The sequence below is a fragment of the Ruegeria sp. CH11 genome (assembly GCF_056537105.1).
This window is the reverse complement of record NZ_JBQFQX010000003.1, coordinates 76919-89553: the sequence shown is the minus strand read 5'-3', so window position 1 is coordinate 89553 and position 12635 is coordinate 76919. Positions and strand designations below refer to the sequence as shown.

Genomic DNA, 12635 nt, shown 5'->3' with positions numbered 1-12635 from the left:
CCGTCAGGTGATTTCTTCCAGCTTTTCCTTGCTCAGATCACCCGGCACGATGGTGATCGGTATGGGCAGGCTGCCCGAGTTCTTGGTCAATTGCGTGACCAGAGGACCCGGACCTTTCTTGTCGGTACCCGCGCCCAGAACCAGAACCCCGATCTCGGGATCCTGCTGCACATGCTCAATGATCTGAGGCACCGGGTCGCCTTCGCGAATCGCCAGGTCAGGGTCGATGTTCTGCTTGTCCCGCATCCACTTCGCGAACACTTCGTAATGGGCATGGATGCGTTCACGTGCTTCTTCGCGCATGACTTCGGCAACACCGATCCAGTGATTGAACTCATCCGGCGGGATCACCGACAAGATTGTCACACCACCACCAGTATGGGCTGCGCGCATAGCGGCAAACCGCATCGCGTTCAGGCATTCGCGGCTGTCATCCAGAACGACAAGGAATTTGCGCATGATTTTCCTCTATGATTTTCGGGGATCATGCCCGACTGCCAGCGCGCTGGCAACCAAACTGCACAGGTTCAACCTAACCTTCGCCTGCGGCCCAGTCCCAATACATCTCGCGTGCGCGTCGGGCAACCGGCCCGATCTGGTAGTGCGTGTCATCCAGGGCGGTAACGGGTGTCAGTTTGTTCATATTGCCGGTCATGAACACCTCGTCCGCGCTGTGGAAATCGTCAAAGCTCAGAACGGTTTCATGGACCGTGACACCATCGGCGCGCAGGTTCCTGATGTGGCGCGCGCGGGTGATGCCAGCCAGAAAGGTTCCGTTGGGGATCGGGGTGAACACCTCACCATCGCGAACCATGAAGATATTGGCAGTCGCCGTTTCCGCCACATGTCCCATCGCATCCGCCACAAGCGCGTTGGAAAAGCCCTTTGCACGCGCTTCCTGCAGCATGCGGGCGTTGTTGGGGTAAAGGCACCCGGCCTTGGCATTGACCACGGCGGATTCCAGAACCGGGCGGCGAAAGCGTGTGGTCGTCAATGTAATCGAGGCGGTCTCGGGCGCCATCGGGATCTCTTCCAGACAGATGGCAAAGCCGGTGCTGTTTTCCTGCGGAACGATCGCGGTTCGGTCGCCGTCGATACCCCAGTACATGGGGCGGATATAGACGGCCGCGTCCTCTGCGTAGCTCGTCAGCCCCTCGCGCACGATGTCGACCATTTGCTCGGGCGTCACGGTTGGCGTCAGCATCAGCGCCTCGGCCGAGCGGTTCACACGGGCGCAATGCGCCTCCAGATCCGGGGACATACCATCGAAAAAGCGTGCGCCGTCAAAGACCGACGAGCCCAACCAGGCACCGTGGTCGGCCGCGCGCATGATCGGGGTGTCGCCGTTATGCCAATGGCCCTCGAAATAGGTGCGAATATTTTTGCCGACTGCCATGAAGCCCTCCCAAGCTTTGGGCAAACCTAGGAGGGCATCCGGCGCAGGTCCAGAAGATTGTAAGGTCGATCAGCCCTGACCGGAACCGACCATCCCCACAATTTCATATGTCTGGCGCAGGATCGGAGAGGTTATCTCACGCGCCCGTTCCGCACCACGCGCCAGAATGCGGTCGATCTCGGACTGATCGCCCATCAGACGCGCCATTTCAGACGTGATCGGTGACAGCTTTGCCACCGCCAGATCCGCAAGCATCGGCTTGAATTCACCAAATTGCTTGCCACCAACCTCGGCCAGTACCTGCTGAGGTGTCTGATCGCTGAGCGCGGCGTAGATATTCACCAGATTGCGCGCCTCGGGGCGGCCTTCCAGCCCGTCGACATCCGAGGGAAGCGCATCCGGGTCGGTCTTGGCCTTGCGGATCTTTTTGGCAATTGTGTCGGCATCGTCGGTCATGTTGAGCCGGCTCATGTCGGACGGGTCGGATTTCGACATCTTCTTGGCCCCGTCCCGCAAGCTCATGATACGGGTTGCGGCCCCTTCGATCACCGGCTCGGTGATGGGGAAGAAATCGACGCCGAAATCGTTGTTGAACTTGATCGCGATGTCGCGGGTCAGTTCAAGGTGCTGTTTCTGGTCATCGCCAACCGGAACATGTGTCGCGTGATAGACCAGAATGTCCGCAGCCATCAACGACGGGTACGCGAACAGACCCAACGAGGCGTTCTGCTGGTTCTTGCCCGCCTTGTCCTTCCATTGCGTCATCCGTTGCATCCAGCCCATGCGGGCGACGCAATTGAAAATCCAGGCCAGCTGCGCGTGTTCAGGCACCTGGCTTTGGTTGAACAGGATCGACCGTTCCGGGTCGATGCCCGCAGCAATGAACCCGGCGCACAGTTCGCGGGTCGAATGCATCAGTTCCTTGGGGTCTTGCCAGACGGTGATCGCATGCAGATCGACCATGCAATAGACCGTCTCCATCTCGGGTCCTTGCATGTCGACAAAGCGTTTGAGCGCACCCAGGTAGTTACCGAGATGCAGGTTTCCCGAAGGCTGGATGCCGGAAAACACGCGGGGCGTGAATTTGGTTTCGGTCATCAAAGGGAACTCCCGTCTGGAAAAATCAGCCCCCGTCGCTTACCCATGAGGCCAAGGGACGTCAACAGCCGCGAAAGGCCGCCCAATGAGCAGTGAGCACAATACACATGCCGTGAACCCCCTGCCGCCCGTTGTCGTGGCGCTGGTTTTGTTCATCATGGGGATTGAACTGGCGTTCACGTTTGGCTCTCGCGGGCTTGTCGGCGGGCCGACCGCAGTTGGGTGGCGGCTGGACGCAATCCAGCATTATTCCTTTTCGCCCGATATCTTCGACTGGATGATCCAGAATGGCCGCTGGCCGTTGGAGCATGTGATGCGGTTTGTCACCTACCCGTTTGTCTCGGTCAGCTTCACGCAGGCGATCTTTGTCAGCGTCTTCGTTCTGGCCATGGGGAAAATGGTTGGCGAGGTGTTCGGCGGGTTCCCGATGCTGATCATCTTTGTGCTGTCGGGTGTTGGCGGCGCGCTGGTCTATGCGTTGCTTTTGAACCCGCAATACCCCCTGATCGGAGGGTTCCCACCAGTCTACGGGTTGATCGGCGCGTTCACGTGGTTGCTGTGGCGCAAACTGTCATTGGTGGGCGAAAACCAAAGTCGCGCCTTTCAGCTAATCGCCGTTCTGATGGGCATCCAGCTTTTGTTCGGGCTTTTGTTTGGCGGAACCTTGGATTGGGTCGCCGATCTGGGCGGGTTCGCAACCGGGTTCGTGTTGTCATTCTTTCTGGCCCCGGGGGGTTGGGCGCGGATCGTCGGTCGCATTCGTCGCGATTGATCAGGACCGGCGCAGGGCCTTGCGGAACTCGGACAGTTCAAACGCGCCGAGCAGGTGGCCCAGGAAGAAATATGTGGCCGCAGCAATTTTGATCAGCAGGATCAGCGCCAGATACCGCCATCCGGACATGTTGAACGCCCATCCGAACAGATGAATGGCTGCGAACAGAACCGCCCCCATACCCAGCGACGCCGCCACGATCCGCCAAGCCTTGTGCCGGAAACGTTCGTCGAACCGGGCTTCGTCGCCCATCTGGCGCGCGCCCAGGGCCAGCAACAGAACCATCGCCCACCCGGCGACCGAGGCCGCGATTGCAGGCGCGATCCAGCCGACCAGCGGAAAAAGACCAAAGGCAAGGGCTGCGTTCACGATCATTGCGACCACAGCATAGTGGAAAGGCGCTCGGGTATTTTCCCGCGCGAAATACAGCGGCTGCAGCAGTTTTTGCAGCATGAAGGCAGGCAAACCCAATCCGTAGATCGTCACGGCCAGAGCGGTCGCAGCTGTGTCTTCGGCCGTAAAGTGCCCGCGTTCGAACAGAACCGAAACCATTGGGTTCGGGATGATCACGAAGGCCACGGTCGAAGGGATGGTCAGCAGTAGCGTAAACTCACCGGCGCGGGAAAAGGCGTGGCGCGCACCGTCTTTGTCACCGGCGCGCAGGCGGCGCGACAGGTCGGGCAGCAGGACGATGCCCACCGCAATGCCGACGACGCCCAGCGGCAGTTGATACAGACGGTCCGCCGCAAAAAGCCAGCTGACCGCCTTTTCGGTCTTCGATGCCACAAGCTGCCCGACCACTAGATTGACCTGCGTCACCCCCATGGCAAGCGCTGCAGGAACCGCGATACGGACCATTCTGCGCATCTCGGGGCTGAGGCGCGGCACGCCGGGACGGATCGGAATACCCGCCCGTTCCGTTGCCACCCAGACCAGCGCAAGCTGCGCAATTCCTGCGATCGGGATGACGGCGATCAGCCAGCGGATCACCTCTCCGCCAGACATTGCGCCAAATATCAGGGCTGAGCAGGCAAAGATGTTCAGCAGAACCGGTGCGGCGGCAGCGGCGGCGAAACGCCCGGTCGCGTTCAGAACACCCGAGAACAGCGCCGCAAGCGCCATGAACAGGATATACGGAAAGACCACGTATCCGTAGTCGACCGCCAGATCGAACCGTTCGTCGCCGTAGAACCCCTCGGCGGTGATCCAGACCAGCGCGGGCATGAACACCATCGCCAGACCGACCAATGCCAGTACGGCAATGGCCAGCAGGTTGAACGCATCCTGCGCAAAACCCTGCGCGTTTTCATCCGCTTCAAGCCGTTTGGAAAACATCGGTACGAAGGCGGCGTTGAACGCGCCTTCGGCAAAGAACCGGCGGAACATGTTTGGCAACCGAAAGGCGGCGACAAACGCGTCCATGACCGGCCCGGGGCCGATATAGGCGGTCAAAAGGATTTCCCGCAGAAACCCCAGTATTCGGCTGGCCAGAGTCCAGAAACCCACGGTGAACAGGCCCGAGAACAAACGGATCTGCTTCATGAGGCCGCCCGCTCGGCACCTTCGGTGATGGCTTTGCGCAGTTTGGCTTCAAGCCCGCGCTGTTTGCTTTCCGAGTGATATTTCAGACCGAACATGTCCTTGACATAGAAGGTATCAACCACCTGCTCGCCGTAGGTCGCGATGACCGCATTTGCGATATAGACATTGCCGCTTGCCAGCGTTCGGGTCAGATCGAACAGCAGGCCGGGACGATCGCGGGTGTCGACTTCGATGATGGTGTAAATCTCGGAGCCATCATTGTCGAAGGTGATATGCGTCGGAACGTTGAAGGCGCGTTCGCGCTTTTTGATCTTGTCGCGCGATTTCAGAGCGTCGCCCGCGACAACTTCGCCCTTGAGTGTCTTGTGGATCATTTGGGTCAGACGCGGCAAGCGGCTGGCCTCGAACGGGTGGCCTTCGGCGTCCTGAATCCAGAACGCATCCGTCACATATCCGTCCTTGGTGGTATAGCTTCGGGCATCAACCACATTGGCACCAACCAGCGCCAGCGCACCGGCGATCCGGGCAAAGATGCCCGGGTGGTCCGCCATCGCGAAACAGGCGCGGGTGGCGTCGCGGTCTACGTCGGGATGCAGGCGGATCTCCATGTCGCCCGGATTGCCGCTTTGCTCCAATGCGCGCAGCATTTCGGCAAACTCGACATGAGTCGCCAAGTTCAGACCCTGCCAATACGGCTCATAATGACGGCCGGTTTCCGTTTTGAGGTCACCCTTGGACCAATCCGCCAAAGCCGCGCGCAGGGCCTTTTTCGCCCCGGCCCCGCGATTGGCGCGGTTCAGGTCTTCCATACCTGTTTCGAGCGCCCGCTTTGTTTCCGCATGCAGCGCCCGCAACAAGGTTGCCTTCCAGTTGTTCCAGGTGTTTGGGCCAACCCCCCGAATGTCACAGACCGTCAAAACGGTCAGCAGGTCTAGCCGTTTCACCGTTTCGACCGCTTTGGCAAAATCGCGCACCGTACGCGGGTCCGAGATGTCGCGCTTCTGCGCCATATCCGACATCAGCAGGTGATAGCGCACCAGCCATTCGACGGTCTCGGCATCGGATTTGTTCAAGCCCAGGCGAGGGGCAACCTTGCGCGCGATCTGCGCGCCCAGGATCGAGTGATCCTCGGGCCGGCCCTTGCCGATATCGTGCAGCAACAACGCCACATACAGGACCTTGCGATTGACACCGCGCTTCAGAATCGACGAGGCCAAGGGCAATTCCTCGATCAACTCGCCCCGTTCGATCTGAGCAAGATTGACGATGCATTGGATCGTATGCTCGTCCACCGTGTAGCTGTGATACATGTTGAACTGCATCATCGCGACGATGGGTTCGAACTCGGGCAAGAACGCCGACAAGACGCCCAATTCGTTCATCCGGCGCAAGGCGCGTTCGGGATTGCCGTGTTTCAGCATCAGGTCCAGAAAGATGCGCCGCGCTTCTTTGTCGTTGCGCATGTCATCGTCAATGAGGCTCAGGTTGGCGGTCACCAGACGCATGGCATCCGGGTGGATCAACATACCAGTGCGCAAGCCTTCCTCGAACAGTCGCAGCAGGTTCAGCTTGTCGGACAGAAAAGTCTTGGGATCGCTTACATCCAGGCGACCGTGCACCACTGCGAACCCGGGTTTGACCCGCGGCCTTCTGCGGAAGATACGTTCAAGCAGCGCTGCGCCCTTCACATGCGCCGCTTCCAGCTTGGTCAGGAAAATGCGCGTCAGCTCGCCGACCTTCGTCGCCTCGCGGAAATAGCGCTGCATGAAGACCTCGACCGCGCGCCGTCCGGCATGGTCCTGATAGCCCATGCGGTCGGCCACCTCGACCTGAAGGTCAAAGGTCAACTGCTCGGTGGCGCGCCCAGTGACCAGATGCAGATGCGAGCGGACCGCCCACAGGAAATCCTCGGCTTCGCGGAATGTTTGAAATTCTTCAGGGGTGAACAGACCAAGCGGCACAAGCTCGGCCACGTCATGTACGCCATAGATGTACTTGGCGATCCAATACAGCGATTGCAGGTCGCGCAGACCACCCTTGCCCTCTTTGACGTTGGGTTCGACCATATAACGCTCACCCTGCTTTTGGTGGCGGGTGTCGCGCTCGGCCAGTTTGGCCTCGATAAATTCGCGTTCGCTGCCTTTGAACAATTCGTCCTTCAGGCGCTGTTCAAGCTCGTCCGCCAGCGCTTTGTCGCCGGCCAGATAACGCTGTTCGAGCATGGCTGTGCGGATGGTGAAATCCTCGGCCCCCAATCGCAGACAATCCCGGGTCGTGCGCGAGGAATGGCCAACCTTCAACCGCAAATCCCACAGGATGTAGAGCATGGATTCAATCACGCTCTCGGCCCAGGCGGTGATCTTGTAGGGTGTCAGAAACAGAAGATCGACATCCGAAGCCGGTGCCATTTCTCCCCGGCCATAGCCACCAACCGCAAGAACGGCGATCTTTTCGCCCTGCGTGGGCGTTGCCAGCGGATGCAGATGTTCGTTTGCGACCTGCAGGGCGGTGCAGACCAGTTGGTCGGTCAGATAGGTGTACGACCGGGTCAGGGGTCGCGCATCAAAGGGGCGGGCAGCAAAGGCATCGGCAATCGCGCTGCGGCCCGCCTTTTGCGCATCACGCAAAACACGCACGGTGGCCGCGCGCATCTGCGAGTTGTCCGAGCAGTCCGCAAAGGCGTTCATAAGCTGGGCACGCACCCCGGCGCTGTCGAAAATCAAATGATCCGGGCAGATCAGGGTGCCGCCAGGCGTCACACCTGTCCCGGGTCGATCAGAATCCGGCACCCGAGAAACTTTGTGGGGCAGGGTCAATCACAACCACCTGTTTGTTCTGGATCGTGGCAACCGCCAGACCGCGTTCGTTGGTGCCGTTCGGGCGCAATCTGAAGATACCGCCAACGCCCTGGAAACCGGCATTCTGCGTCAGCGCCGCACCAGTCAGGGCGTTCGACTTACCCTGGCTCACCAACGCGCCGATGGCGGCGATGCCGTCATAAGCCAGCCCGCTGATCGGATGCGGTGCCTCTCCATAGGTGGCGTTGTATCTCTGCCGGTAACCCGCCGCTTTGGCCGGATCAGGCAGCGCAAACCAGCCGCCCTGTACTCCCGGCAGCTCAAGCGTCTGCGGTGGAATATCCCAGCGGGTCAGGCCGACAAACTGCGTTGTCGATGGCGATACACCTGCCTCGGGCAGCAACTGGCTGAACAGAGGCAATGCACCAGCTGTGGTCGCGGTCAGAAAGATCGAATCCGCACCCGACGAATCGATGGCGGATTTGATGGTCGGAACCGAGCTTATGACGCCCTGTTGCGACCGCTCGAACCCGACCGATCCGGCGTTGTTCACGCGGCTGTTGCTCAACGCTCCGGCGATGGCGGATTGACCAAGCTGGCCCGAGGCATCGTTGCTGTGTACGATTACCATCCCGGACTTGCCCTGTCGGCCCGCATAGTTGACCAGGCGGTTCGCCGTGTTGTCGAAAGTTGGGCCCAGCACATAGACATTGCCGCCTGCAATGGTGGTGTTGTTCGAAAAGGACAGAACGTTCACGCCCTTGTCCAGAACCGCCAATCCGGCGGCATTCGCTGCTTGGGCATAGACCGGACCAAGAATGATCTTTGCCCCGTCCGAGACCGCTTGCTGCGCCGCCGTTGATGCTGCTGTCGCGCTGCCAGCCGTGTCGTAGACCCGCAAGTCGATATTGACATTCGGCAGATCAGACATCGCCAAACGGGCAGCATTTTCAAGGCTCTGAGCCAGTGCAGCATCACCGGATTGACCTGATCCGCGCGGCACCAGCAGGGCAACCGGGACCGGTTCCGAAGTGTTGATCGATGGCCCGCCGGAGTTCAGCCCCGGTTCGCAGGCCGCAACGAACGCGGCGGCTGTCAGCGCAAAGGCCAATCTGGTTAGTTTGCGGGCGGGCTTGCAAACGCTAAACATCTAAATGAAAACTCCCTGATCCGGCGGCCTAGGACGCTGCTGTTCTATGCGCCGCGATAATAAACGTCATGCTGTGAGGGTCCAGCTTTGAATTTTCAAAAGACCAGATTGGGCGCAGGTCTGTACTTTGTTGCCACTCCGATAGGCGCGGCCCGTGACATCACGCTCAGGGCGCTGGACGTCTTGGCTTCGGCCGAAGTGATCGCCGCCGAAGACACGCGCAGTCTGCGCCGATTGATGGAGATCCATGGCGTACCGCTGGAGGGGCGGCGCATCTTGGCCTATCACGACCATTCCGGCGCAGGCGCGCGCGGGAAAATATTGGATGCGCTGGATGCGGGAAAATCAGTTGCCTATGCCTCCGAGGCGGGAATGCCGCTGATCGCCGACCCGGGCTATGATCTGGGCAAACAGGCGGCTGAGGCCGGTCATGTGGTCACCTGCGCTCCGGGTCCATCGGCAGCTTTGATGGCATTGACCTTGGCGGGATTGCCGACGGATGCGTTCTTTTTTGCCGGGTTCCTGCCCAATGCCACAGGTGCAAGGCGGGCTCGGATCGAGGCCCTGCGCGATATTCCTGGCACTTTGGTCTTTTACGAGTCCCCCAAGCGCGTGGCGGCCTGTCTGTCTGATCTTGCCGATGTCCTCGGCGAAAACCGGCAGGCTGCAATGTGCCGCGAGTTGACCAAGAAATTCGAAGAGATCCGACGCGGGTCTTTGGCGCAGCTGGCTGCCGCGCTGAAAGACGAGACCGTCAAAGGCGAGATCGTTCTGTTGGTGGATCGGGGGCATTCCGAAACTGTTAACGATTCCGACATAGAAGAGGCATTGAAACAGGCGCTTGAGACACATTCGGTGCGCGATGCGGCCGATCTGGTGTCGCAAATGTTCAAGTTGCCACGCCGCCCGATTTACCAAAGGGCATTGAAACTGGGAAAGGAATGACATGTCCGCACGATCGGCCCGTAGCAGTGTTTCCTATCATGCCGGTCAATCTGCCGAGCTGAGCGTGGCCGCCGATTATGAACGGCGGGGCTATAGCATCGATCAGCGCCGTTGGCGCGGGGCTGGGGGTGAGATTGACCTGATCGCCCGCGACAATAACGGGCTTGTTTTCATTGAGGTCAAGCAAAGCTCCAGCTTTGACCGGGCTGCCGCCCGGATCAGCCGCCGACAGATCGACCGCATCTGTGCCTCGGCGGCCCAGTATCTGGAGACCGAACCGGACGGCCAACTTACAAATGTGCGCTTTGATGCGGCGCTTGTGGATGGCTCGGGTGCTGTTCAAATCATAGAGAACGCGTTTGGGCATGTGTGATCCCCATTGAACACAAGGCTCGGCTGGGCCATGTAACTGGCGTGAGAACGAAGGACACGCCATGAAAATCGCCTTTCAGATGGACCCGATCGGGGCCGTGGACATCAATGCCGACAGCTCGTTCCGGCTGGCCGAAGAAGCGCAGGCGCGCGGTCACACGTTGTTTTTCTACAGCCCCGACCAACTGGCCTATCAGGAAGGGCGCATTACGGCGCGCGGTCAGGACATGAGGGTTCAGCGTATCTCCGGTGACCCGGCAGTTCTCGGTCCCGAACGCGAGGTTGATCTGGCTGAGTTCGATGTGATCTGGCTGCGTCAGGATCCTCCGTTCGACATGCATTACATCACCTCGACCCATCTGCTCGACCGGCTGAAGGGTCAGGTTCTGGTGGTCAACGATCCGTTCTGGGTGCGCAACTACCCGGAAAAGCTGTTGGTTCTGGATTTCCCCAACCTTACGCCACCCACAACGATCGCGCGGGATTTGCAAACCATCAAGGCGTTCAAGGAAAAGCATGGCGATGTGATCCTGAAGCCGCTTTATGGCAATGGTGGCGCCGGTGTTTTTCGATTGGATGCGAACGACCGCAACCTGACCTCGCTGCATGAGCTATTCACCGGTTTCTCGCGTGAGCCCTTGATCGTTCAGAAATTCCTGCCGGATGTCAGCAATGGCGACAAACGGGTGATTCTGGTCGACGGAAAGCCGGTTGGTGCCATCAACCGCGTCCCGGCGAAGGGGGAAACCCGATCAAACATGCATGTCGGTGGTCGTCCCGAAAAGATTGGCCTGACTGACCGCGACCTCGAAATCTGTGCCAGAATCGGTCCGCTTCTGAAAGAGAAGGGGCAGATTTTTGTCGGTATCGATGTGATCGGCGATTACCTGACCGAGATCAATGTAACCTCGCCCACGGGTATTCAGGAACTGGAGCGGTTCGACGGCGTCAACATCGCCGCAAAGATCTGGGGCGCGATCGAAGCCAAAATCTAGGACGCAGCTTTGGCGCTGATGCGAAAGCTCAGCGCCTCGGCCACATGCGGGCGGCGGATGTTTGCGGCACCCTCCAGATCTGCGATCGTCCGGGCGACACGAAGGATGCGGTGAAACGCGCGCGCGGACAGGCCGAACCGGTCCGCAGCTTTCAGCAACAGGTCCTTGCCCTCGGCATCTGGTGCGGCGACTTCTTCCAGCAGTTTCCCCTCGACATCGGCGTTTTGGCGGGTTGCAGGTGTGTCCCGAAACCGTTCCGCCTGAATGCGGCGGGCATTCTCGACCCGTTCCGCGACCGTGGCAGAGCTATCGCCAGATGGCGGCAGGTCCAGATCGGTGAATCCGACCGGAGGCACCTCAATGCGCAGATCGAACCGGTCCATCAACGGACCTGAAATACGTCCGAGATAGTCCTCGCCACAGACCGGCGCGCGCGAACAGGCCCGCGCCGGATCAGTCAGATATCCGCATTTACAAGGGTTTGCCGCCGCCACCAGCATAAACCGGCAGGGATATTTCACGTGGGCGTTGGCGCGCGCGACCATGACTTCGCCTGTTTCGATCGGTTGGCGCAGGGTTTCCAGAACCGTACGCGGGAATTCGGGAAACTCATCCATGAACAAAACGCCGTTATGCGCCAGCGAAATCTCTCCGGGTTTGGCCCCTTTTCCACCGCCGACAATAGCTGCCATCGAGGCCGTGTGGTGCGGTTCGCGAAACGGGCGCGCGCGGCTGATACCGCCTTCGTCCAGCAAGCCGCACAGGGATTGGATCATCGAGGTTTCCAATGCCTCGGCGGGGGTCAAAGGGGGTAAGATACCCGGCAAACGCGCGGCGAGCATGGATTTGCCCGATCCGGGCGTTCCGATCATGATCAGATGATGCCGTCCGGCAGCGGCGATCTCGAGCGCACGCTTGGCCCGTTCCTGGCCTTTGACGTCGCGAAGGTCGCGCTCGGTTGGTGGCAGCAGGACCTCGCCGGGCATAGCCGCGTCCAAAGGAGCTTGGCCGGAAAAATGGCGTACCACATCGCCCAGGGACTCCGCGCCGATAACCTGCGCTGCGTCGACCCAGGCGGCCTCAGCACTCGAGGCGCGGGGGCACAGCAGGCTGCGATCTCCGGTCGCAGCGGTCATCGCGGCGGGCAAGGCTCCGACCACAGGCACCAGTGAGCCGTCCAGCGACAACTCGCCCAGTGCGACCGCGCCCTCGGCGGCGTCGGCGGGGATGATGTCGAGGGCCGACAGCAAGGCCATGGCGATTGGCAGGTCGAAATGACTGCCCTCTTTCGGCAGGTCGGCGGGGGACAGATTGATGGTGATCCGTTTCGACGGCAATGCGATAGCCATCGAACTGAGCGCGCTGCGCACGCGGTCGCGCGCCTCGGACACTGCCTTGTCGGGCAGACCGACAATAGAAAACGCCGGAAGGCCGGGCGAGACGGCGCATTGCACTTCGACAGGGCGGGCATCAACCCCCTGAAACGCGACGGTATGGGCGCGGGCAACCATGGCTTTCCTGCTCTTGGCCTGTTCTTGGTTAACAGGACGTTGCTGCCATGAATGCG

At 60.1% G+C, this 12635-nt stretch carries 11 protein-coding genes; 4 read left to right on the top strand and 7 right to left on the bottom strand.

Annotated elements, in window-relative coordinates:
* Positions 1-3: 3 nt before the first annotated feature.
* From ACR0LX_RS06235 to trpS, 3 genes are all read right to left on the bottom strand, one after another.
* Entirely contained in the window at positions 4-459 is a 456-nt protein-coding gene (locus ACR0LX_RS06235) for a universal stress protein (protein ID WP_480574880.1), read from the bottom strand.
* A gap of 73 nt (positions 460-532) precedes the next feature.
* Positions 533-1396 carry a branched-chain amino acid aminotransferase gene (locus tag ACR0LX_RS06230; RefSeq protein WP_480782983.1) on the bottom strand — a complete coding sequence of 288 codons (864 nt, stop codon included), beginning with the start codon at positions 1394-1396 and terminating at the stop codon, positions 533-535.
* A gap of 69 nt (positions 1397-1465) precedes the next feature.
* Positions 1466-2494, bottom strand: coding sequence for a tryptophan--tRNA ligase (gene trpS / locus ACR0LX_RS06225; protein ID WP_480782982.1), 1029 nt, complete (start codon positions 2492-2494; stop codon positions 1466-1468).
* An 85-nt stretch (positions 2495-2579) separates the two neighbouring features.
* On the opposite strand from trpS, the gene ACR0LX_RS06220 reads away from it, so the two are divergent.
* Entirely contained in the window at positions 2580-3266 is a 687-nt protein-coding gene (locus ACR0LX_RS06220) for a rhomboid family intramembrane serine protease (RefSeq protein ID WP_480782981.1), read from the top strand.
* Here ACR0LX_RS06220 and murJ read toward each other — a convergent pair whose 3' ends face one another.
* From murJ to ACR0LX_RS06205, 3 genes are read right to left on the bottom strand one after another with little or no spacing between them, the layout of a single operon-like run.
* Complete coding sequence (murJ, locus tag ACR0LX_RS06215) at positions 3267-4808, bottom strand: murein biosynthesis integral membrane protein MurJ (protein ID WP_480782980.1); 1542 nt, start codon at positions 4806-4808, stop codon at positions 3267-3269. It lies immediately after the preceding gene.
* On the bottom strand, positions 4805-7624 hold the full coding sequence (locus ACR0LX_RS06210; protein ID WP_480782979.1) for a [protein-PII] uridylyltransferase: 2820 nt from the start codon (positions 7622-7624) through the stop codon (positions 4805-4807). The genes murJ and ACR0LX_RS06210 overlap by 4 nt, the downstream gene beginning before the upstream one ends.
* Positions 7584-8756 carry a penicillin-binding protein activator gene (locus ACR0LX_RS06205; RefSeq protein WP_480574898.1) on the bottom strand — a complete coding sequence of 391 codons (1173 nt, stop codon included), beginning with the start codon at positions 8754-8756 and terminating at the stop codon, positions 7584-7586. The genes ACR0LX_RS06210 and ACR0LX_RS06205 overlap by 41 nt, the downstream gene beginning before the upstream one ends.
* An 87-nt stretch (positions 8757-8843) precedes the next feature.
* On the opposite strand from ACR0LX_RS06205, the gene rsmI reads away from it, so the two are divergent.
* The 3 genes from rsmI to gshB all read left to right on the top strand — a co-directional run bounded on the left by rsmI (position 8844) and on the right by gshB (position 11068).
* Positions 8844-9701, top strand: a complete 858-nt coding sequence (rsmI, locus tag ACR0LX_RS06200; protein WP_480782978.1) for a 16S rRNA (cytidine(1402)-2'-O)-methyltransferase — start codon at positions 8844-8846, stop codon at positions 9699-9701.
* A 1-nt stretch (position 9702) separates the two neighbouring features.
* Positions 9703-10074, top strand: coding sequence for a YraN family protein (locus tag ACR0LX_RS06195; RefSeq protein WP_480782977.1), 372 nt, complete (start codon positions 9703-9705; stop codon positions 10072-10074).
* Positions 10075-10135: 61 nt separating this feature from the next.
* Entirely contained in the window at positions 10136-11068 is a 933-nt protein-coding gene (gene gshB / locus ACR0LX_RS06190; protein ID WP_480782976.1) for a glutathione synthase, read from the top strand.
* On the opposite strand, the gene ACR0LX_RS06185 is transcribed toward gshB, so the two are convergent.
* Complete coding sequence (locus tag ACR0LX_RS06185; protein ID WP_480782975.1) at positions 11065-12579, bottom strand: YifB family Mg chelatase-like AAA ATPase; 1515 nt, start codon at positions 12577-12579, stop codon at positions 11065-11067. The two genes, gshB and ACR0LX_RS06185, sit on opposite strands and share 4 nt — an antisense overlap.
* Positions 12580-12635 lie beyond the last annotated feature (56 nt).